We start from the raw sequence: 24,381 nt of genomic DNA, 5'->3' as shown, positions 1-24,381 counted from the left end.
GCGCTCACGGATACGGACACGAGGACGGGCGCGACGAGGGCGCGGCAAAAAGCGGGCGGAGCGATGCGCTCCGCCCCAGCTCCATGCTTGCAGTCAGGAGGATGTGTCGGGCGACGCGGAGCGGGCGGGTCATCAGGCGATCCTGAACCATGCCGTGGCCGATGCAATCGCCGCAGGAAAGATAGATCGGGACTTCCGGAGAGGGGCCGGAAGTCCCGATCCGGGCTTTAGAACTTCAGGCGAGCGCCCGCATAGAAGGTGCGGCCGTTGTCATAGATCGCCCGGGGCACGTCAGGTGTGCCCACGAAGTACTTCAGCTTTTCGTTGGTCAGGTTCTGGGCGTCGAACGTCAGGGCGACGTTTTTGCTGATGTTGACGCTGACCGATCCGTCCAGGGACGAGAAATTGTCCTGGAACATGTCTGTGCCGCGATCGACGCCCGACTTGAACTTGGACCGGTAGTTATAGGCCAGACGCGCCGAGATCAGGTCGTTCTCGAAATAGCCCGTCAGGTTGTAGGTGTGCTTGGACGAGCCATCGATCGGCTTGCCCAGGTCTGTCTTGGCGTCGGAATAGGTGTAGTTGCCGATGAAGCCGAAGCCGCCGCCGATCGGCTGCTGCAGCGTGACTTCGAAGCCGCGGTTGGTGCCGCCGTCCCCGTTGATCGGCCCGGTCATGGTGAAGGTGTCACCCTTGCCGGTTCCCAGGCGCTTCTGGGTCTGCTCGGTGACGTGATATTCCTTGTACGTCGTGCTGGTGATGTAGCTGTCGATGTCGAGCAGGAAGACGCCGACCGACAGCAGGGCCTCGGGGGCATAGTACCACTCGGCGGCGGCGTTGAACTGCCAGGCGCGGAAGGGATCCAGCTCTGGGTTGCCGCCGGCGCTGCCGGTGACGGCCGTGTCGTTCAGGCTGAAGGCGCCCGCCAGCTGGGCATAGCCCGGCCGCGACATCACCTTGGCCGCCGACAGGCGCACCACCACATCGTCATCGGCGTTCACCACCAGCGTCGCGCTAGGCAGAACGTCCCAGTAGTCGCGCTTGACGTTCCGGGCGCCGAAGCTGCCAAACTGGTTGCTGACAGTCGAAGGCGTGACCGAGGCCGAGTACTGGGTGGTGTCCTGGTCGGTGTGAACGGCGCGGACGCCGACATTGCCGCGCCAGCGATCGCCGCCCACCTTGGCCATCGCATAGACGGCCTGGGTCTTTTCCTGCACCGCGAAGCTGAGCGGCGGGTAGTAGGCGAAGTTGCGGCCGCCATTCGTGCCGTTCAGAGTCGCCAGAACCTTGGCGCGATCAGCCACGGTGTAGCCCTGGCCCGACAGGCCGATATCCTCGCCATAGTTCGACGGCGTCATGCCGCCGGCCACCGTGCCTAGATCGACCAGCGATGTGCCGCTATTGACGCCGTTGCCGGCCCAGGAATAGGCCGTGTAGTTCACTTCGCGCGTGTGGTCGGTATAGCGGCCGCCAAACAGCAGGGTCTTCAGATAACCACTGTCGACCGTGTATTCGACGTCGCCCTTGGCGTAGAATTCCTCGTCTGGGCTCTCGACCTTACCGCCCCACGACCAGCTATAGTCGTTGTTGAGGTAGGCGGCCGAACCGACGGCGGCCAGGCCGGGATAGCTGACCTTGGTCACCGGCGCGCCGAGCTCGTAGCTCATGCCGGTTTCCCAGTAGGTTTCCCAGGCCTCGGTATCGTCGGTGGCGCCTTCGCCCTTGGTGTAGCCGATGTTGCCGCTGATCTTCAGGTTGTCGCTGGCGTGATAGGTTCCGTCGAGGTTCAGGTCCCAGGAGGTCGAGTGCGCGGTGCGGAAGATGTCGTCCTGCACCAGGCCGCGGCTCTTGGTTCCGTTCGGCGAGGCCGCCGCCCAGGTGGCCGAGGTCAGGATGCCGTTGCTGATCTTGTAGGACGTCAGGGCGTTGCCCGCCGAACCGGCGGGACCCGTGTTGGCGCTGATCAGATTGCTGACCCAGGCCATGTGGTTCACGTTGGTGTTGTCGGCGTCCATCTTGGTGTAGAGGCCCGAAAACGCCAGTTCCAGCTTCTCGCTGGGCTGCCACTGGGTGACGAAGTCGACGCCCTTGCGCTTGCGGGTCTGCTGGAAGAAGGCGTTGCCGATCAGGTTCGGCGCCAGCACGGTCTGCCCGGTCCCGGCGAAGTTGTCGTACGACGCGTAGCCGAGGATTTCCTGGCCATCGCGACGGAATTCCCGCTCCTGATAGAAGGCGCCGATCAGGGCGCCGAAGGTGTGGGCGTCATTCTTCCAGCTGAGCATGCCAGAGACCTGCGGCGTCCACTTTTCGGCGCGGGTCGCGTACAGGCCCTGAACCGAGGCGTTGGCCGTCATGCTGGGCAGGTCCAGCGGCATGCGGGTGTGCACGTCCACCGTGCCGCCGACGCCGCCCTCGGGGATGTTGGCCGCCGAGCTCTTGATGATGTCGATGCGACCGACGACTTCCGACGGCAGCATGGAATAGTTGAAGCTGCGCCCGCCGCTGGTCTGATCCAGGACGAACCAGTCGCCGGTGGCCATGTTGTGGCCGTTCAGCAGGGTCAGGTTGAGGTTGGGATCGGTGCCGCGAACGCTGACACGCTCGTTTTCACCAAAGCCGCCCGCCGCGGCCGAGCCGGTGACGACATTGACGCCCGAGACACGCGACAGCGAGTCAGCCACGTTCTTGTCCGGGAACTTGCCGATGTCTTCGGCGGTGACGACTTCCGACACGAGATCGGAGTTACGCTTCTGCTCCATCGCCTTCTGAAGCGAGGCTCGGATACCCGTGACGACAACGGCGTCGACGGCGTCCGGCTTTGCGTCCTGCGCGAAGGCGGGCATTGCGACCATCACCGCCAGGGCGCTGGCGGACGCGGTCAGGATGGATTTGTGAAAGCTTCTCATAACTCGGCTTCTCCCCATTTCGCCGGGCCTGGGCCCGGAGCCGAACCCCAAGCCCAATCTGGTACCAATTCTCCGCGGAAGGTCGTGGATTGCGGTACTTCTCAGGCCTCGGAGCCAGACTGTGACGGAAAATTGTCATATGACAAGGCCAAAAAGAAACCAATTGCAGACCAAGTACATATTGGTATGAAAATGGTCATATGCTATCGAGGCGGCCAGACGGTGACGCCGATTTGCGCGGGGAGGCTGATTTGACGATGTTTTCCGAACGGATTGGCCGCCTGGACGCCGGCGGCGCCGAGCACGCCCCGCTCTACAAGCAGCTGCAGCGCGCCCTGCGCGAGGCGATCCACAAGAAGATCCTGGCGCCCGACGACGCCCTGCCCGCTGAGCGGGACATGGCCGAGGAATTCAGCATCTCGCGCATCACCGTGCGCAAGGCGCTGGACGGCCTGGTCAGCGAGGGCCTGCTGACCCGCCGCCAGGGCGCGGGCACCTTCGTCGCCGCTCGGGTGGAAAAGAGCTTCTCCAAGCTCTCGTCCTTTACCGAGGACATGATTTCGCGCGGCCGCGCGCCACGCAGTGAATGGATCAGCAAGAGCGAAGGTTCGGTCACGCCCGAGGAGTCGATGACCCTGGGCCTGTCGCCCGGCACGCCGGTCTATCGCTTCGCGCGGATCCGCTATGCCGACGACGCGCCGATGGCCGTGGAATACACCACCATCGCCGCCTTCGCCCTGCCGTCGGCCGAGGCCGTCGGGACGTCGCTCTATGAAGCCCTGGAGGCGACGGGCCATCGACCGGTGCGGGCCCTCCAGCGCCTTCGCGCGGTGCTGTTCACGGCCGAGCACGCCGACCTTCTGGGCGTGCCCGCCAAGGACGCCGGCCTGCTGATCGAGCGGCGCGGCTTCCTGAAGGATGGTCGGGCGGTGGAAGTGACCCAATCCTATTATCGCGGCGACGCCTACGACTTCGTCGCGGAACTGAATGCCCTGAGTTGAAGGAAAACTGGCCTTGGAGGCGCCCATCTTGACCCGTCCCGAGGCCCCCGCGCCCGAGCCCGCCCCGTCGCGGCTGACGCCGGAATCGACCCGGATGTTCCTGGAAGCGGGTCAGGCGTCGCGGGTTGTCGCCACCCAGCTGGAGGCCAACGCCGCCCGGGTCGAGGCCATCGCCGCGCGCCTGCGCGCCAGCCCGCCCCGCGCCGTGGTCACCTGCGCTCGCGGCAGCTCCGATCACGCCGCCACCTTCGCCAAGTACCTGATCGAGACCCGCGTCGGCGTCCTGACCTCGTCGGCCGCCCTGTCGGTCAGCTCGGTCTATGCCGCGCCCCAGGCCATGGACGGGGTGCTGTACCTGGCCATTTCGCAGTCGGGCAAGAGCCCCGACCTGCTGGCCTCGGTGCGCGCCGCCAAGGCGGCCGGCGCCTTCACCCTCGCCCTGGTCAATGACGAGACCTCGCCCCTGGCCCGGCTGGTCGACGAGGTCCTGCCGCTGCACGCCGGTCCCGAGCTGAGCGTGGCGGCCACCAAGTCGTATATCGCCGCCCTGTCGGCCATCACCCATCTGGTCGCGGCCTGGACCGGCGACGCCGACCTGGCCGACGGCCTGGCCGCCCTGCCCGCCGGCCTGGCCAAGGCCTGGACCCTGGACTGGACCTCCGCCGTCGAGCGCCTGAAGCCGGCCCGCAACCTCTATGTGCTGGGACGCGGCGTCGGCTTCGGCGTCGCCCAGGAGGCGGCCCTGAAGTTCAAGGAGACCTGCGGCCTGCACGCCGAGGCCTTCAGCGCCGCCGAGGTGCTGCACGGCCCGATGGCCCTGGTGAAGGCCGGCTTCCCGGTGCTGGTCTTCGCCCAGAACGACGAGAGCCGCGACAGCGTCGACGCCATGACCGCCGGCCTGGCGGCCCGCGACGCCGAGGTGCTGCTGGCCCGCGCCGGGGAGACGGGTGAGGGCGCCCTCCCCGCCCTGGCCGCTCACCCGGCCATCGAGCCGATCCTGATGATCCAGAGCTTCTACCGGATGGCCAATGCCCTGTCGGTGGCGCGCGGCTATGATCCCGACAGCCCGCCCCATCTCAACAAGGTCACAGAAACCGTCTGATGCAGGCTGTTCTCGTAAATGGCCGCGTCCTGACGGAAGACGGCGTCGCCCTCGACCGCTGCGTCGTGATCGAGGCTGGACGGATCGCCGCGATCGCGCCGGCCGCCGACGCGCCCGCCGGCGCGACCCGGTATGACCTGCGCGGCGGCCTGCTGGTTCCCGGCTTCATCGACACCCAGGTCAATGGTGGCGGCGGGGTGCTGTTCAATGACGCCCCGACGGTGGAGACCATCGCCGCCATCGGCGCGGCCCACCGCCCGTTCGGCACCACCGGCTTCCTGCCCACCCTGATCAGCGACGACCTGGCCGTGGTCGACGCGGCCCTGCGCGCCACCGAGGCCGCGATCGCGGCCGGCGTGCCCGGCGTGCTGGGCCTGCATATCGAGGGCCCGTTCCTCAACGCCAAGCGCAAGGGCATCCACGACGCCGGCAAGTTCCGGGTCATCGACGAGGCGGCCCTGGCTCTGCTGAGCTCGCTGAAGGTGGGCAAGACCCTGGTCACCCTGGCGCCGGAGACCACCACCCCAGAGATGATCCGCAGGCTGACGCAGGCCGGCGTCATCGTCGCGGCCGGTCACACCAACGCCGCCTACGCCACGATGCGCAAGGCGCTGGCGGCGGGCCTGAGCGGCTTCACCCACCTGTTCAACGCCATGTCGCCCCTGACCAGCCGCGAGCCCGGCGCGGTCGGCGCGGCGCTGGAAAACCAGACCGCCTGGTGCGGCCTGATCGTCGACGGCCGCCATGTCGATCCGGCCGTGCTGCGCATCGCCCTGCGCACCCGTCCCCGCGACCGCTTCATGCTGGTCACCGACGCCATGCCGACCGTGGGCATGGTCGACAAGAGCTTCGACCTGCAGGGCCGCCGCATCCACGTGGTCGACGGCGTCTGCGTCGATGATCACGGCACCCTGGCCGGCTCGGACCTGGACATGATCGGCGCGGTGCGCAACGCCGTCGCCATGCTGGACCTGTCCCTGCCCGACGCCGTCGCCATGGCCTCGTCCTCGCCCGCCGACTTCCTGGGCCTGACGGGCCAGCGCGGCCGCATCGCCATGGGCCAGGCGGCGGATCTCGTGCTGTTGGACGAGGCGCTTGAGGTCCGCGAGACCTGGATCGACGGCAAGCTCCCGACCTGAGCATGCCGCCGCGTGGCGCGCGGGCAAAGAAAAAGGCCGCCGGCGCGAGCCGGCGGCCTTCGTCGCTACAGTGACCTACTACTACATCTTGTAACGGACGCCGAACATGATCGTGCGGCCGAAGTGGTTGTATTCGTAGTTGCGATCAGCCTCGAGGTCGGTGAAGCGATCACGATACTCATCCGTCAGGTTCACGCCTTCCAGCGAGAACTCGAGGTTGTCGTTCAGACGGTAACGCATGGAGGCGTCGACGTTGATCGAGCTGTTATAGCCCTCGAACACGTTGCCGGTGCCGCTGGTGGCGTCGATGAAGCCGCTGCGATAGGCCGCCGAGGCGCGGGCGCTGAACTTGTCGGCTTCATAGTAGAGGGTGACGTTGAACGCCTTGCGCGACAGGTTGAACAGGCGCTCGGTTTCAGTGCGGTTCACCAGGGTCGGGAAGGTGCCCAGCGGATTGGTCGCCGGACCCGCCACGGTGTAGTCGACATCGGAATCGACCAGGGTCAGGTTGGCGATGCCGCCGAAGTTCGACCACAGGCCCGGCAGGAAGCTGAACGGCCCCTGCACGGCGAACTCGACGCCCTTCAGCTTGCCGCCTTCACCGTTGACGGTCGTGTTGATCGTCCAGGGCTGACCTTCGGGATTGGCCGCGGCCGGCGAACTGGCCAGGATCAGCGAGGTCGGCAGACCCGTGGAAGCATAGCTGCCCGTGGTCGAGGCGGTGATCGGGAAGCTGGCGATGTCCTTCTGGAACACGGCGATCGAGAAGATCGACTCGCGGGCGAAGTACCATTCCACCGACGCGTCATAGGCCGTGGCGCGGAACGGGTTCAGGCTCGGATTGCCCGAGGTGATCCGGTAGTTGAAGCCGTCGACACTGCCGCCGGGGCTCAGGTTGCTCAGGCTGGGGCGGGTCATGACCTTGGCGATCGAGCCGCGCAGGATGACCTTGTCCATCGGATAGAGGGCCAGGTTGGCGGCCGGCAGCCAGTCTTCATAGGTGCGCTCGACCGTGACGTTCTGGCTGTTGTTGATGCCCGTCGAGGACTGTTCGGTCTTCACGTAACGCACGCCGGCGTTCAGCGCGTAGTCGAGATCCATGAACTGGCTCTTGACGTCGAACTGCAGGAACGCGCCGGTGTCCTTCTCGGTGACGGCGCGGGTGTTGCCGGCCTGCACGATCAGGGGACGATTGTAGAGACCGACAAGGTCCGTCGCGGCCTTGAGGTTGGGAACAACCCAGCTGGTCGTCGTCCCGGACGGCGCATTGGCGCCCGACAGGCTGAAGTTGCTGGCCAGGGCCGCGGTGACCGGCGCGCCATAGGTCCCGGCGGCGCAGGTGAAGGCGGCGCAGTAGGTCGAGTCGCGGGCGCCTTCGCGCAGGTTGAACTCGAACTCGCGATAGACCGCGCCGGTCTTCCAGGTCAGTTCGCTGGTGATCGCATAATCGGCGTTCAGCGCGACCGTCTTGAACTTGTTGGTGTTGTTGGACGGACGATCGCGGAACTCGGCGAACTGGAAGTTCGTCGGCTCGCTGACGCTGGTGCCGAAGGTCAGCACCGGCTTCTTCATGTCGGTGTAGTCGTACTTGTAGCCGGTGGCGTCGCGGTCGTCATAGATGACCGTGGTTTCGTAAGGGATATCGGCGTCCGACTTCGAGAAACCGGCCAGGCCCTGAATCTTGAACTGGTCGTTGAACTCGTGGGTCAGGTTGGCGCTGAACTGGTAGAAGGTGGTGTCCAGTTCGCGCTCGTAGTGCTCGATGCGCACCCAGGCGTTGTCGAACGTGCCCTTGATCATGTTGTTGTCGCTGTCGACCGTGAAGTCGCGAACGCTGATCGAGCGCTCGTTCGACCGGAACAGGACCTCGGCCCACTTCTCGTTACGGACGGCGTTGTACTTCGAATAAAGGCCGTCGACCGACAGCTTGGTGCGGTCGGTGGGCTGGTACTGGAAGCTGCCGGTCAGGCCCAGGCGCTCACGATTGTGGGTGACTTCGCCATAGCGCGGAATGCGAGGGTGGAAGGCTAGGGCCGCCTGGTTACAGGACGCGCTGGGCACGTAGACGCCGCCCGAGTTCTGGGTGGTGAAGCAGTTGGTGCCGCCCACCGAGTTGAAGCGCGCCTGCGCCCAACGAACGGTGTTGTTGGTGGCCTCGACCTGCTCCTGCTTGGAATAGGCGGCCGACACCGATGCGGCCCACACGCCGCTGGGCGCGCGATAGCTGAGCAGCCCGGCCAGGCGCGGACCCACGGTCTTGCTCAGGTCGTTGTATTGGCCCTGCGCGCTCAGAGCGAGGGTGAAGCCGTCCTTGCCGGCGATCGGATTGCCGGTGTTCAGGTCGACAACCGCACCCAGCGAGCCTTCGTCCAGCGAGGCTTCGGCGGTCTTGTGCACGACCAGCGAATTGAAGAGTTCCGAGGCGAAGACGTTGAAGTCGAAGCCGCGCTCGCGGTTGGCGCTGGCGCCGTCCGAGGTGGTGGCGATGGCTTCCATGCCGTTGACGCGCACGCGGGTGAACTGCGAGCCCAGACCGCGAACGGTGATGGCGCGACCTTCGCCGCCGTCACGAACGATCGAGATGCCCGGAATCCGCTGCAGGGACTCGGCGAGGTTCTGGTCGGGGAACTTGGCGATATCCTCGGCGACGATCACGTCGACGCCCGAAACCGATTGACGCTTGACGTTCAGCGCGGCGTCGAGCGAGCGACGGAAGCCGGTGACGACGACTTCTTCAACGACGCCGTCATCGGCGGCGGGCGCGGCCGGCGCCGTCTGGGCCGATGCGTTGCCGGCGATCGCCAGCGCCAGCGCCAGGGCGCCGGTGGAGACGCCGAGCTTCAAGACGTCGAGACGCCCCTTGGAAACCTTAGACATGTATCCTCCTCCCGTTCGACAAACTTGTAACGATGCTCTCGCATCGCCGACTTCGAAACGAAGCGCGCTTCTCTTCCCGCGCGGCCATTTCTAGGCCGTCTATGTTTTTGACACCGGTGTCAGATAAGCCCGCCCGTGAGCGCGCAACTGTGACACCGGTGGCAAAGGGCTAACAAACCCGCGATTGGCCTACAAGGCGTGATCGTTCCGCATTTCAGGAGAAGTCGGTGGCGTGGCTTTTCCGACACATCGGAAAGACATGCGAGACGCGCGCGAAAAGACTGCCCCGCCGGGGCTTTAGGCCTCGTCGGCCTTCCGATGACTGACCTTGTAGAGCCCCTCGAGCATGGCCTGGCGATCGGCCTCGGGCAGGCTGGCGCCGACGCTCCGCAGCAGGCGCAGGGCGTGCAGGTGGACATCAACCGCGTCCCATCGCCAGACCCCAGCCTCCATGCAGCTGTCAGCCAGGGCCGCCAGCGAGATGGCGGCTTGGTCGACGCCGGAGTCGGTGACGAACATGCTGACGTCGATCATCCTGAGGGTGAGGGCGTAGAGCGTCTCGAAACTCTCGGCGTCCCGCGTGGCGCTGGTCGGGCCGAAGCGGGCCTCGATCTCGGTCAGGGCCGCGTCGAGCGCGGCCAGCGACACGTCGCGCAGGCCCTCGACACCCAGTTCGGCGGCGGCGATGGCGTCCTTGGCCATCAGGCCGCCGCGATCCTTGATCAGGCGGGCCAGGCGGTTCGGCGGGCGGAACTTGCGAACGACGCTCATATCTGCACCTTCGCGACCTTCATCAGACTGTTGATCTCATCCTGAGACATGTTTGCTTCTTGGGCGTCGCCCACCTCGGCTGGCAGATCGTCCCGGCGACGACCGTCCATTCCGACGGGCGGCCCCTCGTACTTGAACCGCCGGTCGGGACCAACATAGGCGTCGCATTCAATGAACGCGCGCTCTTCCCGCGCCACCCAGAAAATCCGCTCAAGGAGCACCTTGGGCGTGATCGGCTTGGCGACGGTGAAATTGGCGCCCGCGTCCCGGGTTCGAAAGATGTCCGAGGTGCGGGTGTGACCGGTCACCAGGATCACCGGCACGTAACGGTTGTTCTCGGGCGCGTCGCGCCGCAACCAGTTGATGAACTCGATCCCGTCGACCTCGGGGATCTGCACGTCGCTGATGATCAGATCGAAGGTCTTGGTCTTCACCAGCTCCTGGGCGTCCTTGACGGACTCCGCCCGATGCAGCTGGTTGACGCCGAAGCCGGCCACGACCTGCGAGAGAATGTCCAGCGACGGGCCATTGTCGTCCAGCACCAGGACGGTGGCCTTCTCCAGATTGATCCGGGTCGAGGGCTGGAGAACGTCCATGCCACGTCCCTAGAAGAAATCGAGCTCGCCGGCCTCGACGGCCCAGTCCGTTTGCGCCTCGGCGGCGCGAAGACGCACCACCAGGTCGGCAAGGCCAAGTCCTTCGAGCAGCGGTTCGATCGACAGGCTCCATTCGCCGGAGGCGTGCAGGCCAATGCGTTGCAGAACGTCGGACAGGCCATGCAGGCGCTGGCTCAGTTCGTCCAGGGCCTGGAGGCGCGAGATGCTCTCCAGCGCCGCGCCGCCCTTGGCCAGATCGCCGGCGATATGTTCGCAGTCGCGGCAAACGGCGGCGGCCGACATCAACTCGGCCGCGAGACGGCGCGAGAGTTCGCCAAGCGGGAGCAGGTTCTCCGGCAGGGCGATCGGGGATGTCGGCTGCGGCTGGGCGGTCATACGGATCAGAAGAGCTCCAGATCGCCGCCGGTGTCGGCCGGCATGGGGGCGGGGGTCGGACGGCGAACGTCGCTCGGCGCGTTGTCGACCGCCACCAGGCGCTGACGGACGCGGCCCGAGGCCGGCCAGAACTCGACCCGCCGGGCGGAGACGCCGCCCGTGCTGGACGAGACGATCGGAATCCCTTCGTCGCGCAGGAAACGTTCGGCGAAGGCGGCGTTGCTGGCGCCCACGTCGGAAAGACCGTCGAACAGCTTGCCGCCGCCGAAGATCTTGGCCTCCATGCGCTCGCGACGCGCGCCGCGCTTGAGCAGGCCGTTGATCAGCAGCTCCATGGCGTAGGCGCCGTAACGCACCGCGTCGCCGTCGCGGCGACCATCGCCGGAGTCGGGCAGCAGGAAGTGGTTCATCCCGCCGATGCCGGTGCTGGGATCACGGATGCAGGCGGCGATGCACGAGCCGAGCACCGTGGTCATCACCACGTTGGGATCGGACGACACATGGCTTTCGCCCTGCGTCACGTGGACCTTGACCGAGCGTTCGAGATCTTCGGAGTGGTGACCTGTCGTCATGTGAGCTGCCCAAAGACCTGTTCGATCTTTTCCTTGAGACCCTGAACCGTGAACGGCTTGACGCAATAATTGTTGACGCCGAACTGCACCGCGCGCTGCACGAGCTCGCGATCGGCCCGGCCGGTCAGCATGACGAAGGCCGTCTGGCGGATCGGCGGGTGTGACCGCACGGCGCGCAGCAGGGCCAGGCCATCCATCTTCGGCATGTTGAAGTCCGAGATGACGAGGTTGGCCGGCTTGGCCAGGAGGTTCTTCAGAGCCTCCTCGCCGTCCGGCGCCTCACGGATGTCCTTGAACCCGATCTGCTGCAACGCATTGCGGATCAAGGCCCGCATGGTCAGCTGGTCATCGACGACGAGAACGGAAATGGTGCTTGCTTGGGGCATGGGTTCATCGCCTCGCGGAGGCCAGATCGAGGATGGATTGGCCCATGGAGGACAGGGAAACCTGCTTCTCCACGGCGCCGATTTCAAAGGCCGCGCGGGGCATGCCGTAAACGACACAGCTCTGCTCGTCCTGTCCGAGTGTCTTGGCGCCCGCCTTGCGCATGGCCAGGAGGCCCTGGGCGCCGTCGCGCCCCATGCCGGTCAGGATCGCGCCGACCGCCTTGTCGCCGACCGCGTTGGCGACCGAGTTGAACAGCACGTCCACCGACGGACGGTGGCCGCTGACCGGGTCGCCGGCCACCAGGCGGCAGCGGAGCCCCGCCGAGCGAACGACCTCAAGGTGCGTGGCGCCGCCCGGGGCGACATAGATCTTGCCCGGCTCCAGAAGGGCGCCGTCGGAGGCTTCCTGCACCTTGGCCCCGCTGGCGCGGTCGAGCCGCGCGGCGAAGCTGGCGGTAAAGGTCGCCGGCATGTGCTGGGTGATGACCGTGGGCGGGCAGGTGTCGGGGAACATCGTCAGGATCGCCAGCAGCGCCTCGACGCCGCCGGTGGACGAGCCGATCGCCACGATGTCGCCTGAGGGCATGTAGCTCTTGGTGCGGGCCGCGGCGGGGGCGGCGTCGGCCTTGGTTCGCACCGAGGCGCGGGCCGCGATCTTCACCTTGACCACGATCTCGTTGAGCGCGTCCTGGGTGCCGAGCGCGTCGGCGGGCTTGGCGACGCAGTCGATCGCGCCCAGTTCCAGGGCCCGCAGCGTCATCTCGGCGCCGGCCTGGGTCAGGGTCGAGACCATCACCACCGGCATCGGCCGCAGGCGCATGATCTTCTCGAGGAACTCGATGCCGTTCATGTTCGGCATCTCGATGTCGAGGGTGACGACGTCGGGATTGAGGGCCTTGATCATGCCCCGGGCCTCGAAGGGGTCGCCGGCGGCGCCGCAGACCTCGATGTCCGGATCACGATTGAGGGCGGCCGTGATCAGGCTCCGCATCGTGGCGGAGTCATCGACGACAAGAACGCGAATCTTGGCCATCAGCGACCTCCCACCTTGCGATAGGCGGTAAGCCCCGCGCTTTCAAAGGCCGTGATCGAGCTTCCGACTCGTTCTGAGTGCCCGACATACAGCTTGCCGCCGGGCGCCAGCAGAGGCGCGAAACGGTTCCAGACCCGCTCCTGCGTCGGCTCGTCGAAATAGATCACCACGTTGCGGCAGAAGATGGCGTCAAACGGCCCCTTCATCGGCCAGCTGGGACCATTGAGGTTCAGTTCCCGGAAAGCCACCAGACTGCGAGCGGCTTCACAGACGCGGAAGCTGCGGCGGTCGCTGGCGTCGCGATCGAAATACTGGTTGCGGGCGGCCGCCGGTATGCCTTCCAGCAGGCTCTCGTCATAGACGGCGGCGCGACCGGTCGCCAGGACGTTGGTGTCGATGTCGGTGCCCAGGATCCGGATGTCGAGGTCGGCCGCGTTGGGCCACACCGACAGCACCGTGAAGGCCATCGAATAGGGCTCCTGGCCCGACGAACTGGCGGCGGACCACAGGCGCAGACGGCCCCCGGCGCGCACCTTGTCGGCCATCGGCTCGAGGATATTGGCGCGCAGATCGTCGAAGTGGTGCGGCTCGCGGAAGAAGCGGGTGACGTTGGTCGTCAGCGCGCGCAGCATTTCCTGCTGCTCGTCGACGCTGCTCTCCAGGGCCACGAAGGCGCAGTATTCGGTGAAGGTCTTCATGCCCAGCGAGCGCAGGCGCTTGGCCAGGCGCGAATAGACCAGCGTCGCCTTGGTCTCGGGCAGGCTGATGCCGGCCTGATCGTAAAGCAGCGCGGCGATCCGCTTGAAGTCCTGCGTCGTGAAGGCGAACTCGCCATCGACGATGGCCTCGCGACGTTCTGTTGTTGAGGCTGAGGTCATCAGGCGGCCAGGGCCTCGCGTTCGGGGAGGATACGGTCGAGCGAGATTTCGCTGATCATGCGGCCTTCGATCGAAATGATGCCGCGCACGAAGCTGCGAACGGCGTCGCAGGCCACGTCGGGCGTGGGTTGAACCATGTCGTCATTGATCGACAGGATGTCGGACACCGCGTCGACCAGCAGGCCGGCCGTGCGGTCGCCCGCCTGAACGACGATGAAGACGCTGCGCACGGTCGGCTCGACCATCGGCATGCCGATGCGGGCGGCCAGGTCCATGATCGGCAGGACCGCGCCGCGCAGATTGATCACGCCGCGCATGTAGCTGGGCGACTGCGGCAGCGAGGTCGCCGGGCTCCAGCCCCGGATCTCGCGCACGGCCATGATGTTCACGCAGTATTCCTGGTCTCCGACCCGGAAAGAAATCAGTTCCCTGCGCTCCGTGCTGGTGACGGTAGCTTCGTCAGTCATGACTTACTCCGCTGCAATGAGTGTGGGTTCGACGGGACGGGGCGTCTCGCGGCGGCGAAGGTTGATCACGGCGTCGACATCCAGGATGAGGGCCACGCGGCCGTCGCCCAGAATGGTCGCGGCGGCCACGCCCTCGACCTGCTGGTAGTTCTGCTCCAGCGACTTGATGACCACTTGGCGCTGGCCGTGAATGGCGTCGGCCACCAGGGCGGCGCGCGAGCCGTCCTCGCCTTCGACCAGCAGGACGACGCCCTCGGTCGGCGATGGCGAGGTGGTGCGGTAGCCCAGGGTCAGGCCGACGTCGATCAGCGGCACGAAGCTGTCGCGGACGGCCAGCACCGAGCCCACCGGGCCCAGAGGGCGCACTTCCTCGGGCTTGGGACGCAGGCTTTCGACGATCGCCGCCAGCGGCACGACCAGGGTCTCGCCGGCCACATCGACCACCATGCCGTCAAGGACGGCCAGGGTCAGCGGCAGGCTGAGGGTGAAGGTCGAGCCCAGACCGGGGCGCGACGAGATCGAGATGCGACCGCCCAGGGCCTGGACCGAACGCTTGACCACGTCCATGCCGACGCCGCGGCCGGACACGTCCGAGATCTTGTCGGCGGTCGAGAAGCCGGGAAGGAAGATCAGGTTGTCGATCTCTTCGTCGGTCAGCTGCAGGTCGGGCGCGATCAGGCCCTTCTTGACGGCGATCGACAGCACCCGCTCGCGGTTGATGCCCTTGCCGTCGTCCTGGACCTCGATGACGATCCGGCCGCTGCGGTGCAGGGCGGCCAGACGCACGACGCCTTCGGGATTCTTGCCGGCCGCCTTGCGCTCCTCGGGGCTTTCCAGCCCGTGGTCGATGGCGTTGCGCAGCATGTGGGTGATCGGGTCGGACAGACGCTCGATGACCGTCTTGTCGACCTCGGTGTTTTCACCGTCCATCACCAGGCGAGCCTGCTTGCCGGTCATGTTGGCGACTTCGCGGACCAGACGCGGCATGCGCTGGAACACCGACTTCACCGGCTGGGCGCGGATGGCCATGACGCTGTCCTGGATCTCGCGGGTGAGCTGTTCCAGCTCATCCAGACCCATGGCCAGGTTCGAGGACGGGGCGATGCCATATTCGCCGACGCGCTGCGCCAGCATGGCCTGATTGATGACCAGCTCGCCGACCAGATCGATCAGGCGGTCGATGCGTTCCGGATCGACGCGGATGACCGACTGGCCAGGGCCCGGGACGTCGACCTGGGTGGTCTTGGTCGGCGCGGCGGGGGCGGCGGGAGCCGGAGTGGGAGCGGCCGCGACGGGAGCCGGCGCCGGAGCCGGCGTGGCGACGGCCACGGGCGGCGGCGGAGCGATCTCGACGGGGGCGGGAGCGGCCTCGACGGCGGCCGGCGCGGGTTCCGGCTCGGCCGGCGCCTCGATGGCGCCCAGAAGATTGGCCAGGGCCGCCTCGACCGGCGCCTCGCCGCGGACGATGTCCAGCTCGCAGTCGCCGTCGACGAATTCGAAGACTTCGCGGATGGCCTCTTCGCCCTCGTCGGTTTCGACGCGAACGCTCCAGGTGCAGTAGGCGGCTTCGGCGTCGAGGAATTCCAGCGTCGGCAGGGCGCTGTCGTCCATGGTGGCGACGATCGGACCCAGGCGGCTGAGTTCGCGCAGGAGCAGCGCGGTTTCGTTGGCCTTGCGATACAGGTCCGACTTGGGACGGATCGACACCGTCCAGACGTTCGACGGGATCAGCTCGGCGTCGGCCGCCTGCTCGTCGATCGTGATGGTCATCGGCTGGAAGTCGAAGCCCAGATCGTCATCGTCCAGATCGTCGGGCGCCACGACGGGAGCGACCGGCGCCGGGGCGACCTCGGCGATTTCAGAAACTTCGGGCTCCGCGGCCACGGGAGCCGGAGGCGCGGCGGACGGATCGGTCCAGGCCTTCAGTTCGGCGGCCATGGCGGCCGAGGCCGCCATGTCGACATCGCCCATGCCGCGAGCGGCGCTGACGTGGTCGGCCAGGACGTCGGAGGCGCGCAGCATGACGGCGGCCAGATCGACGGTGTTAGGCACCTCGCCCGACCGAACGGCGTCCAGCAGGGTCTCGAAGACGTGGGCGAAGCGGACCAGCGGCTCGAGGCCGAAGGCGCCCGCGCCGCCCTTGATCGAATGCACGGCGCGGAAGACGGCATTGACGGTTTCAATGTCGCCGACGCCCTCCTGCATGGCCAAGAGCCCGCCTTCGAGGTCGGCGAGCAGTTCCTCGCATTCCTGAAAGAAGGTGACCTTGATGGCCTCTAGCTCGTCCATTCCCGTAGTTCCTTAGAATTTCCGACGTCTATGAAGGTCGAGGATCAGGCCGCGACGCGGCGGATGGCCTCGACCAGCTTTTCGGGATTGAACGGTTTGACGATCCAGCCGGTCGCGCCGGCTTCGCGAGCCCGCTGCTTCTTGCTGGGGTCGCTTTCCGTGGTCAGCACCAGGATCGGGATGGCGCGATAGTCGTCATCGACGCGAACCGCCTCGATGAAACCAAAGCCGTCCAGCTTGGGCATGTTGATGTCGGTGATGATGACATCGGGGCGGTGAGCGGAGAGAACCTCCAGCCCATGTTCGCCGTCGACGGCTTCGACCACATTGAAACCGGCGCCAGCCAGAGCCATGCGGAGCATGTCCCTCATTGTGCGGGAATCATCGACCGTGAGGACAGTACGCGTCACGAGTTCGCTCCATGGATATCCGCCGAAAGCAGCGCCCCGTCGGCGCCGAAAAGACGGGTGGTTTCTAGAAAGGCCTCCGAAGGCCCCTTGATCGAAAAAGCTTTGCCGTCCTGAGCCCAGGCCTTGCTGGCCGCGAGCAGGATCTGCAGACACAGGCCGCCGAGGCGACGGACCTGTCCGGCCTCGACCTCGATAGGCTCGCCCCGACATTGCAGGAAGGCGGCCTTCAGCGGGCCGGCGGCCTTCAGGTCGAGCGTTTCAGGCAGCGCGAGTGCGGCCATCAGAATTCCTCCCAGCCCTCGGCGGCCGGAGCGGCGGCCGTGGCGGTTGCGGCGCGGCCAGGCCGGGCGAAAGCGCCCAGTCGAGCCCGTTGTTCAGCGACCGGGTTGCGAGCCGGCGCGTGTTGGACCGGATCGGCCGCGGTCGGACGGTAGCCCGTCTGACCCTGACCAACCTGGAAGCGGGCCATCAGTCGGACCAGCTCGGCGGTCTCGCCCTTCAGCGAGTGCGTCGCGGCGGTCGACTGTTCGACCATGGCGGCGTTCTGTTGCGTGACCTGATCCATCTGGTTCACGGCCGTGTTCACTTCGTTCAGACCAGTGGCCTGTTCCGCGGCGGAGGCCGCGATCTCGGTCACCAGGGCGTCGATCTCGCCCACCTTGACGACGATCCGTTGCAGCGCCTCGCCGGTCTGTCCGACCAGGTTCACGCCCTGGCTGACCTGCTGGGTCGAGGACGAGATCAGGGTCTTGATCTCCTTGGCGGCTTCGGCCGAGCGTTGGGCCAGGGCCCGCACTTCCTGAGCGACGACGGCGAAGCCGCGACCCGCTTCACCCGCGCGGGCGGCCTCGACACCGGCGTTCAGAGCCAGAAGGTTGGTCTGGAACGCGATTTCATCGATGACGCCGATGATCTGACTGATCTGCTTGGACGAGTTTTCAATCTCGCCCATCGCCGACACTGCTTGATGCACGACCTGACCGGAATGCGTCGCTTCGCCACGGGTGGTCGAAACCACGTCCGAGGCCTGGCGGGCGCCGCCGGCGGTGCGGCGGACCGTGGCGGTCAGTTCATCCAACGCCGCGGCGGTCTGTTCGAGCGAAGCGGCCTGCTGCTCGGTGCGGCGCGACAGGTCGTCCGAAGCGTGGGCGATCTCGTCGGCGCCGGTGCTCAGGCCGTCGGTCGAGGCGGCGATGACCTTCATCGTCTCCTGCAGCGAGCCCATGGCGCCGTTAAAGTCGTCCTTCAGCTTGCGATAGTCGCCCGGGAAGTCGGCGCTGACGCGGAAGGTCAGGTCGCCCGAGGCCAGCTTTTCAAGGCCCTCGGCCAGGCTGGTGACGACCAGGGCGCTTTCGCGCGCCATGGCGGCGGCGGCTTCTTCCTTCGAGCGACGCTCGTCGGCGGTCATGGCCGCGTTCTTTTCCTGCTCCGCGCGCATCTGCTCGAGGTGCAGCTGGTTGTCGCGGAAGACCTTCAGCGAGCGGACGATGGCGCCCAGCTCGTCCAGGCGGGTCATCTTCTCCAGGTCGATGCTGTTGTCGCCCTGCGACAGCTTCTCGGTCGCGCCGGCGATGTCGGAGATCGACTTGCGAACGTTCATCACCGTCAAGAAGGCCAGGGCCGCGACGGAGGCCAGCGTGATCAGCGACATGATGATCGTGGCGCTCATGGCGGCGGTGGCTTCGGCTTGCTTCTTGGCGGCCGTCTCGGCGGTCCGCTTGTTGGCGGCGTTGACGACCGCGTCGAGCTGACCGGTCATCTTGGCGTATTGTTCCTCGAACGGCGCGATGAAGCCCACGGCCATGCCGAAGTCGACGCCGATCATGCCGCTGACCGTATCGATGGCGCTGCGGCATTCATCGAGCGACTTGATCAGCTCGACGATCTTCGGCTGTTCGGCCGCGGGAAGGTGAGCCTTCAGCGCGATCAGATCCTTCTTGATGGCGTCGGTCTCGGTGAGGACAGCGGCCATGCGCGCCTCGTTCTTTTCGAGATCGATGTTGCCGGCCTTGTGGGTCAGCACGGTGTAGAGCTCGCCGTTGACGTTGGAGATGCGCTTGGACAGCGCCTGGATCTCCATGTTCTCGCGCATGTCGGTCTCAACGACCTGACGCAGCGCCGCGGACTGGCTGCGCTGCACGACCACGGCTCCGCCGGCCATCAGGGCCAGCATCAAAAGCGCGAAAGCCGGCGCGAAGCCGATTTTGATAATCAACGGTAGATCGACAAGCCGAAAGCGCTTCATCGCAAGGTCCCCTCCAGGTAGCGATCCGTGCCCACGGAGCGCCATCAAGCCAGGGTGATCATCACGATAGATTCCTAACAGACTCTGACCTTGGTTAAGGGAAACTGGATTTGCGTACCCAAAGTGTCCCAAGGAGGGACGATTGGTCGCACCTGAATCTATAAAGCGGCCAGGAATCGCCCCCAGGGCGTTAAGGTTCAGGCAAGGTTACTATGAAGTAAATTCTGAATACTGCTCGCTGACTCAGAATATTTTAACTTGAACCTGCGACTTTCAGTACGCGTCCGGTTGGCGCATCGTCCACAGGACGTGAATTCATTACTAGGAGCAGCGGGATGAAATATCCGATCGCTTTTGCCGCGGGAATCGCTGGCAGCTTTTTCATCGCCCAGGCCGCCTCGGCGGCTGGTGGTTTTGAAGACCAAATGGGCCGTTGCCTGCAGCAGTACGCCAATACGCGCGACGCCGCTCAGGTGATGCTCGAATGCACCGCCGACGCTGGCAAGCTGGGCGACTGCAAGGTCGTTGAGAATTCGGCCGCCGGCAAGGGTTTCGACAAGGCGGCCATGTGCATCGCCGAAAAGCTTCCGATGGGCGCCAAGTCGGGCACCGTGAAGGTTCCCTTCCGCTTCCCGGGCGGCGCGTAAGCCTTATTTCCTAGACTTCTAGGACCCATACGCCCCCGCTGGCCAGGGCCGAAGCGTTCCGGATGGAGCGCTTCGCGTCTGGCTGGCGGGGGCGTATTGTCGTGTCTGGACGTCGGCGGGAGGGTCAGCCCCTCGCGGGGCTCAGAACTCCTCCCACTCCTCGCGCCTGACCGCCGTCGCGGCGCCGCTTCGCGCGACAAGCCGGGCGGCGCCGCCGCCCGGACGCGCGGCCGGCGCGACGGGAGCCCGGCGCGTGGGCGCTGGCGTGGCGGCGCGGCTCGCCCCGACCTGGAAGGTCGAGATGAGGTTCACCAGTTCGGCCGTCTGCCCCTTGAGCGAGTGGGTCGCGGCCGTGGTCTGCTCGACCATGGCGGCGTTCTGCTGGGTCACCTGGTCCATCTGATTGACGGCGGTGTTGACCTGGTGAAGGCCCGTGGCCTGCTCCTGGGCCGAAGACGAGATCTGCACGATCAGGTCGTCGATCTCGGCGACCTTGTCGACGATGCCGCGCAGGGCCGCGCCGGTCTGCCCCACCAGTCCGACCCCGGCCTCGACCTGACGGGTCGAGGCGCTGATCAGCGCCTTGATTTCCTTGGCGGCGTCGGCCGAGCGCTGGGCCAGGGCCCGCACTTCCTGCGCCACCACCGCGAAGCCTCGGCCGGCCTCGCCGGCCCGGGCCGCCTCGACCCCGGCGTTCAGGGCCAGCAGGTTGGTCTGGAAGGCGATCTCGTCGATCACCCCGATGATGTTGGAGATCTCGCGCGAGGATCCCTCGATCTCGCCCATGGCCGCCACGGCCTGGTCGACGACGACGCCCGAACGCTCGGCCTCGGTCTTGGCCCCCGCGACGACCTCCGAGGCCTGCTTGGCCCCGGCCGCCGAGCGGCGGACCGTCGAGGTGATTTCGTCCAGCGCGGCGGCGGTCTGCTCCAGGCTCGCGGCCTGTTGCTCGGTGCGTCGCGACAGGTCGTCCGCGGCGACGCCGATCTCGTCGGAGCCCGAGCGGATGCCGTCGGTGGCCACGGCGATGCGCGACATGGCCTGTTCCAGGATGCCGACGGCGTTGTTGAAGTCGTCCTTGAGCTTCTGGAACTCGGGCTTCACCTCGACCTCCAGGCGCCCCATCAGATCGCCCTGGGCCAGCTGATCCAGGGCCGCCCCCAGGGCGGCCACCATGACGTTCTGGCACTTCTCGTTTTCGAGCCGGCTGGCTTCGAGGCGCTGACGTTCGGCCTCGATCGTCTCCAGATAGATCGAGATGGCGAAGTCCATGTCCAGCATGGCCGCCTTCATCAGGGCGCTGACCGCGTCGCCGGCCTTGCCCGGATCACCCTTGGACATCATGCCCCGGGGCCAAAGCGAATCGATGGTCGTGCGCAGCAGCCTGTCCATCACCACCGCGTAGCCGCCGATGTACCAGCGGGGCTCCAGGCCGATGCGCGCGTGAACCTGGCCGATGGTGCGAACGGTGTCGACATAGTCGCCGCTGAAATCGCCTTGGGCGATCACGTCCCAGTGCGCCGCCTGGCGATCACTGGCGGCGTCGATATGCGCGTCGTTCTTGAAGAAGGCGCGGGTATGGGGCGTGGCCTTGACCTTGGCGTAGAAGGCCCCCAGCGCGCCGCCGATCTCCTTGCGGATCAGGGGACGAAGATCCCGCAGGGCCTTTCGCGCGCTGTCGTCCAGCCCGATGAAGGCCAACCGATCACCTAGCCCATGATCCTGATCCATATGGCCGAATCCCCTTTTGATAAGACGGGTTCGACCCTCTGCTCGCATGCTTAATGCGACCTTAAATCCTCGCGCCTCAGACGCGGCAGGTTGACGCACTCGCCTAAAGGTCGCACCAGCAAGCCGGGCTGACGCACGCCCGGCTTGCCTGGGGAAACCCGGCTATCCGCCCTGCTTCATGGTCTCCCGGGCGATCACCACCTGCTGGATCTGGCTGGTGCCCTCATAGATTCGGAAAATACGGACGTCGCGATACAGCCGCTCGATTCCGTAGTCGGCGACATAGCCGGCGCCCCCGAAGATCTGCACCGCCCGATCGGCCACCCGGCCCACCATCTCGGACGCGAACAGCTTGGACGCCGCCGCCTCCAGGGTCACGCCCTGCCCCGCATCGCGCTTGCGGGCGGTCTCCAGCACCAGGGCCCGGGCCGCCAGCGCCTCGGTCTTGCTATCGGCCAGCATGCCCTGGACCAGCTGGAAGTTCGCAATGGCCTGGCCGAACTGCTTGCGCTCGCCGGCATAGGCCACGCAGTCCTTGATCAGCCGCTCGGCCACGCCCACGCAGACGGCAGCGATGTGCAGCCGGCCGCGATCCAGCACCTGCATGGCCACCTTGAAGCCCTCGCCCTCTTCACCCAGGCGGTTCCAGGCCGGCACACGCACGTTGTCGAAGGTGACGTCGTGGATGTGGGCGCCCTGCTGGCCCATCTTCTTTTCGGGCTTGCCGACGATAAGGCCCGGCAGGCCGCCGGGAACCAGGAAGGCCGAGACGCCCGACCCGCCCTTGGAGTCAGGATTGGTCCGCGCCATCACCGTGAACAGCGAGGCCTTGCCCGCGTTGGTGATGTAGCGCTTGGAGCCGTTCAGCACATAGTCGTCTCCGTCGCGGGTGGCGCGGGTCTGGACCGAGCCGCTGTCGGAGCCGGCTTCCGGCTCGGTCAGGGCGAAGCTGGTGATGATCTCGCCCGAGGCGATGCCGGGCAGCCACTTGGCCTTCTGGTCGTCGGTCCCGAACATCACCAGGCCCTGGCTGCCGATGCCGACATTGGTGCCGAACACCGAGCGGAAGGCCGGCGAGGCGCGGCCCAGCTCGATCCCGACCAGGCATTCCTCTTCCATGTTCAGGCCAAGACCGCCGAATTCCTCGGGGATCGACAGGCCAAACAGGCCCAGCCCCTTCATCTCCTCGACGATGTCTTGCGGAACCGCGTCGTCCTCGGACACCTTGGCCTCGATCGGGCGCAGGCGCTCGGCCACGAAACGGGCCACCATGTCGATCAGTTGATCGCGGGTTTCGAGATCCAGGGCCATGGCGTTCCTTCCAGCGTCAAACACTTGTTTTGACGCGGACTGTAGCCGCCAAGCTCAGGAATGGAAGGGCCGGCGCGCCACACGCCGGCCCTAAATCGCCTTGCCGCTACGTCCGCTCGGCCCGGGCCAGCACGCTGTTGCGAAGGCCAAACAGCACATAGACCGCCGCGCCGATCAGGTGGGCGTAGAGGAAATAGAGCTGGGTCTTGGTCGGCAGGCTGGAGAACAGGTACAGGCACCCCAGGATCGCGCCCGACGCCACGACCGGCCAGATTGGGGTCGAGAACACCCGCTGGCGGCCCGGATCCCTGACCCGCAGGATGATCACCGACAGGCCCACGGCGATGAAGGCCGCCAGGGTGCCGGCGTTTGCCAACTCGGCGATGTCCTTCAGCGACAGCCAGCCGGAGATCAGGGCCGACAGCGCGCCGGTCAGCAGGGTCATCAGCACCGGGGTGCCGGTCCTGGCGTTGACCCTGGCCAAGGTCTTGGGCAGCAGGCCGTCGCGGGCCATGACGAAGAAGATCCGGCTCTGGCCGTACATGAAGGCCAGGATCACGGTGGGCAGGGCGACCACGGCGGCCAGGGCCACCAGCTGCGCCACCCTCGGATGTTTCAGGCTCTCCAGAATGAAGACCAGCGGCGCTTCGCTCTTGGAGAAGATCTCGGTGCGCGAGGCGCCGATCGAGACGGCGGCGACGACCATGTAGATCAGGGTGCAGACCGCCATCGAGCCGACGATGCCGATGGTCAGGTCGCGCTTGGGGTTCTTGGTCTCCTCGGCGGCGGTCGAGACCGCGTCGAAGCCGTAGAAGGCGAAGAAGATCAGGCTGGCGGCGGCCATGACGCCCACCTTGATGCCGTTGGCGTCGGGGGTAGCGGCAAAGCCCTGGGGCATGAAGGGCGTGAAGTGGCTGGCGTCGAAGGCCGGGATGCACAGCACGACAAAGATCGCCAGGGCGATGATCTTGACGGCCACCAGCACCATGTTGACCGTGGCGCTTTCCTTGGTGCCCAGGGCCAGCAGGCCGGCGACGGCGAAGGAGATGATCACGGCCGGCAGGTTGACCAGACCCCCCATGTGCGGACCGGCCAGCAGGGCCTCGGGCGTGCCGATCATCCGGAACAGGCCGGTGGCGTGCGCCGACCAGCCGACGGCCACGGCCGCGCAGACCAGGGTGTATTCGAGGATCAGGCTCCAGCCGACGAACCAGGCCACAGGCTCGCCCATGGCGACATAGCTGTAGGTATAGGCGCTGCCCGAGGCGGGGATCATGGTCGACAGTTCGGCGTAGCACAGCGCCGCGCAGGCGCAGACCGCGCCAGCGATCAGGAACGACAGGATCACGCCGGGACCGGCCAGGCCCGCGCCGATGCCGGTCAGGGTATAGATGCCGGTGCCGACGATGGCGCCGACGCCCAGGGCCACCAGATGCGGCCAGCTCAGCGTCTTCTTCAGTTGGTGGCCGTCATGGCCCGCCGCCATGGCGTCGATCGACTTGCGCCGCGTCCAGAAACTCAAGGTCATGTCCTCCCGACTTCATACTCCGCCGCAACCATGGGCTGGGCAACGTGCGTCGCCAAGACGTGCGGCATTGGCCGGGGCATTTCCTGCCAAAGATCG

General features: G+C 66.4%; 21 protein-coding genes. 4 read left to right on the top strand and 17 right to left on the bottom strand.

The window, feature by feature from the left end:
* Positions 1–227: 227 nt before the first annotated feature.
* Complete coding sequence (locus tag ACQY9P_RS09070; RefSeq protein ID WP_421739585.1) at positions 228–2,906, bottom strand: TonB-dependent receptor; 2,679 nt, start codon at positions 2,904–2,906, stop codon at positions 228–230.
* 257 nt (positions 2,907–3,163) lie between these two features.
* On the opposite strand from ACQY9P_RS09070, the gene ACQY9P_RS09065 reads away from it, so the two are divergent.
* The 3 genes from ACQY9P_RS09065 to nagA are packed head-to-tail and all read left to right on the top strand — an operon-like array spanning position 3,164 to position 6,148.
* On the top strand, positions 3,164–3,907 hold the full coding sequence (locus tag ACQY9P_RS09065) for a GntR family transcriptional regulator (RefSeq protein ID WP_421740125.1): 744 nt from the start codon (positions 3,164–3,166) through the stop codon (positions 3,905–3,907).
* A 13-nt stretch (positions 3,908–3,920) separates the two neighbouring features.
* On the top strand, positions 3,921–5,009 hold the full coding sequence (locus tag ACQY9P_RS09060; protein ID WP_421739586.1) for an SIS domain-containing protein: 1,089 nt from the start codon (positions 3,921–3,923) through the stop codon (positions 5,007–5,009).
* Positions 5,009–6,148 carry an N-acetylglucosamine-6-phosphate deacetylase gene (gene nagA, locus ACQY9P_RS09055; protein WP_421739587.1) on the top strand — a complete coding sequence of 380 codons (1,140 nt, stop codon included), beginning with the start codon at positions 5,009–5,011 and terminating at the stop codon, positions 6,146–6,148. The genes ACQY9P_RS09060 and nagA overlap by 1 nt, the downstream gene beginning before the upstream one ends.
* A gap of 81 nt (positions 6,149–6,229) precedes the next feature.
* Here the strand turns inward: nagA and ACQY9P_RS09050 are convergent, their stop codons facing one another.
* The 13 genes from ACQY9P_RS09050 to ACQY9P_RS08990 all read right to left on the bottom strand — a co-directional run bounded on the left by ACQY9P_RS09050 (position 6,230) and on the right by ACQY9P_RS08990 (position 19,116).
* Positions 6,230–9,025 (bottom strand): TonB-dependent receptor, encoded by a 2,796-nt coding sequence (locus tag ACQY9P_RS09050; protein WP_421739588.1) that lies wholly within the window; start codon positions 9,023–9,025, stop codon positions 6,230–6,232.
* A gap of 297 nt (positions 9,026–9,322) precedes the next feature.
* Entirely contained in the window at positions 9,323–9,796 is a 474-nt protein-coding gene (locus tag ACQY9P_RS09045; RefSeq protein WP_421739589.1) for a chemotaxis protein CheE, read from the bottom strand.
* On the bottom strand, positions 9,793–10,392 hold the full coding sequence (locus ACQY9P_RS09040; protein ID WP_421739590.1) for a response regulator: 600 nt from the start codon (positions 10,390–10,392) through the stop codon (positions 9,793–9,795). The genes ACQY9P_RS09045 and ACQY9P_RS09040 overlap by 4 nt, the downstream gene beginning before the upstream one ends.
* A 9-nt stretch (positions 10,393–10,401) precedes the next feature.
* A complete protein-coding gene (locus ACQY9P_RS09035; RefSeq protein WP_421739591.1) occupies positions 10,402–10,788 on the bottom strand; it encodes a chemotaxis protein CheU in 387 nt (128 codons plus the stop codon).
* A 5-nt stretch (positions 10,789–10,793) separates the two neighbouring features.
* On the bottom strand, positions 10,794–11,360 hold the full coding sequence (locus ACQY9P_RS09030) for a chemotaxis protein CheD (RefSeq protein WP_421739592.1): 567 nt from the start codon (positions 11,358–11,360) through the stop codon (positions 10,794–10,796).
* Positions 11,357–11,746: a response regulator gene (locus ACQY9P_RS09025; protein ID WP_010918325.1), complete on the bottom strand. Its 390-nt coding sequence runs from the start codon at positions 11,744–11,746 to the stop codon at positions 11,357–11,359. Before ACQY9P_RS09025 ends, ACQY9P_RS09030 begins: the two co-directional genes overlap by 4 nt.
* Positions 11,747–11,750: 4 nt before the next feature.
* On the bottom strand, positions 11,751–12,779 hold the full coding sequence (locus ACQY9P_RS09020; RefSeq protein WP_421739593.1) for a protein-glutamate methylesterase/protein-glutamine glutaminase: 1,029 nt from the start codon (positions 12,777–12,779) through the stop codon (positions 11,751–11,753).
* Complete coding sequence (locus ACQY9P_RS09015; protein ID WP_421739594.1) at positions 12,779–13,657, bottom strand: CheR family methyltransferase; 879 nt, start codon at positions 13,655–13,657, stop codon at positions 12,779–12,781. The genes ACQY9P_RS09020 and ACQY9P_RS09015 overlap by 1 nt, the downstream gene beginning before the upstream one ends.
* Entirely contained in the window at positions 13,657–14,124 is a 468-nt protein-coding gene (locus ACQY9P_RS09010; RefSeq protein ID WP_421739595.1) for a chemotaxis protein CheW, read from the bottom strand. Before ACQY9P_RS09010 ends, ACQY9P_RS09015 begins: the two co-directional genes overlap by 1 nt.
* 3 nt (positions 14,125–14,127) lie before the next feature.
* Positions 14,128–16,413: a chemotaxis protein CheA gene (locus ACQY9P_RS09005; protein WP_421739596.1), complete on the bottom strand. Its 2,286-nt coding sequence runs from the start codon at positions 16,411–16,413 to the stop codon at positions 14,128–14,130.
* A gap of 44 nt (positions 16,414–16,457) precedes the next feature.
* Positions 16,458–16,823, bottom strand: a complete 366-nt coding sequence (locus ACQY9P_RS09000; protein ID WP_028038734.1) for a response regulator — start codon at positions 16,821–16,823, stop codon at positions 16,458–16,460.
* Complete coding sequence (locus tag ACQY9P_RS08995; RefSeq protein ID WP_421739597.1) at positions 16,820–17,104, bottom strand: STAS domain-containing protein; 285 nt, start codon at positions 17,102–17,104, stop codon at positions 16,820–16,822. The genes ACQY9P_RS09000 and ACQY9P_RS08995 overlap by 4 nt, the downstream gene beginning before the upstream one ends.
* Positions 17,104–19,116: a methyl-accepting chemotaxis protein gene (locus ACQY9P_RS08990; protein WP_421739598.1), complete on the bottom strand. Its 2,013-nt coding sequence runs from the start codon at positions 19,114–19,116 to the stop codon at positions 17,104–17,106. Before ACQY9P_RS08990 ends, ACQY9P_RS08995 begins: the two co-directional genes overlap by 1 nt.
* Positions 19,117–19,403: 287 nt before the next feature.
* Here ACQY9P_RS08990 and ACQY9P_RS08985 point away from each other — a divergent pair, with 287 nt between their 5' ends.
* Positions 19,404–19,715: a hypothetical protein gene (locus ACQY9P_RS08985; RefSeq protein WP_421739599.1), complete on the top strand. Its 312-nt coding sequence runs from the start codon at positions 19,404–19,406 to the stop codon at positions 19,713–19,715.
* 141 nt (positions 19,716–19,856) lie between these two features.
* On the opposite strand, the gene ACQY9P_RS08980 is transcribed toward ACQY9P_RS08985, so the two are convergent.
* The 3 genes from ACQY9P_RS08980 to ACQY9P_RS08970 form a co-directional block, all read right to left on the bottom strand.
* Positions 19,857–21,446 (bottom strand): methyl-accepting chemotaxis protein, encoded by a 1,590-nt coding sequence (locus ACQY9P_RS08980; protein WP_421739600.1) that lies wholly within the window; start codon positions 21,444–21,446, stop codon positions 19,857–19,859.
* A 162-nt stretch (positions 21,447–21,608) separates the two neighbouring features.
* Positions 21,609–22,757: an acyl-CoA dehydrogenase family protein gene (locus ACQY9P_RS08975; RefSeq protein WP_421739601.1), complete on the bottom strand. Its 1,149-nt coding sequence runs from the start codon at positions 22,755–22,757 to the stop codon at positions 21,609–21,611.
* A 106-nt stretch (positions 22,758–22,863) separates the two neighbouring features.
* Positions 22,864–24,285, bottom strand: a complete 1,422-nt coding sequence (locus ACQY9P_RS08970; protein ID WP_421739602.1) for an amino acid permease — start codon at positions 24,283–24,285, stop codon at positions 22,864–22,866.
* Between the last annotated feature and the right edge of the window lie 96 nt (positions 24,286–24,381).

Origin of the sequence: Caulobacter sp., from assembly GCF_965279145.1 — a bacterium.
Taxonomy (GTDB): domain Bacteria; phylum Pseudomonadota; class Alphaproteobacteria; order Caulobacterales; family Caulobacteraceae; genus Caulobacter.
This window is presented reverse-complemented; position numbering and strand designations above follow the sequence as displayed.

Coding starts and splice junctions, on each gene's coding strand:
- ACQY9P_RS09070 (WP_421739585.1), bottom strand. CDS start 2,906: ATGAGAAGCTTTCACAAATCCATCCTGACCGCGTCCGCCAGCGCCCTG.
- ACQY9P_RS09065 (WP_421740125.1), top strand. CDS start 3,164: ATGTTTTCCGAACGGATTGGCCGCCTGGACGCCGGCGGCGCCGAGCAC.
- nagA (WP_421739587.1), top strand. CDS start 5,009: ATGCAGGCTGTTCTCGTAAATGGCCGCGTCCTGACGGAAGACGGCGTC.
- ACQY9P_RS09050 (WP_421739588.1), bottom strand. CDS start 9,025: ATGTCTAAGGTTTCCAAGGGGCGTCTCGACGTCTTGAAGCTCGGCGTC.
- ACQY9P_RS09045 (WP_421739589.1), bottom strand. CDS start 9,796: ATGAGCGTCGTTCGCAAGTTCCGCCCGCCGAACCGCCTGGCCCGCCTG.
- ACQY9P_RS09040 (WP_421739590.1), bottom strand. CDS start 10,392: ATGGACGTTCTCCAGCCCTCGACCCGGATCAATCTGGAGAAGGCCACC.
- ACQY9P_RS09035 (WP_421739591.1), bottom strand. CDS start 10,788: ATGACCGCCCAGCCGCAGCCGACATCCCCGATCGCCCTGCCGGAGAAC.
- ACQY9P_RS09030 (WP_421739592.1), bottom strand. CDS start 11,360: ATGACGACAGGTCACCACTCCGAAGATCTCGAACGCTCGGTCAAGGTC.
- ACQY9P_RS09025 (WP_010918325.1), bottom strand. CDS start 11,746: ATGCCCCAAGCAAGCACCATTTCCGTTCTCGTCGTCGATGACCAGCTG.
- ACQY9P_RS09020 (WP_421739593.1), bottom strand. CDS start 12,779: ATGGCCAAGATTCGCGTTCTTGTCGTCGATGACTCCGCCACGATGCGG.
- ACQY9P_RS09015 (WP_421739594.1), bottom strand. CDS start 13,657: ATGACCTCAGCCTCAACAACAGAACGTCGCGAGGCCATCGTCGATGGC.
- ACQY9P_RS09010 (WP_421739595.1), bottom strand. CDS start 14,124: ATGACTGACGAAGCTACCGTCACCAGCACGGAGCGCAGGGAACTGATT.
- ACQY9P_RS09005 (WP_421739596.1), bottom strand. CDS start 16,413: ATGGACGAGCTAGAGGCCATCAAGGTCACCTTCTTTCAGGAATGCGAG.
- ACQY9P_RS08995 (WP_421739597.1), bottom strand. CDS start 17,104: ATGGCCGCACTCGCGCTGCCTGAAACGCTCGACCTGAAGGCCGCCGGC.
- ACQY9P_RS08985 (WP_421739599.1), top strand. CDS start 19,404: ATGAAATATCCGATCGCTTTTGCCGCGGGAATCGCTGGCAGCTTTTTC.
- ACQY9P_RS08980 (WP_421739600.1), bottom strand. CDS start 21,446: ATGGATCAGGATCATGGGCTAGGTGATCGGTTGGCCTTCATCGGGCTG.
- ACQY9P_RS08975 (WP_421739601.1), bottom strand. CDS start 22,757: ATGGCCCTGGATCTCGAAACCCGCGATCAACTGATCGACATGGTGGCC.
- ACQY9P_RS08970 (WP_421739602.1), bottom strand. CDS start 24,285: ATGACCTTGAGTTTCTGGACGCGGCGCAAGTCGATCGACGCCATGGCG.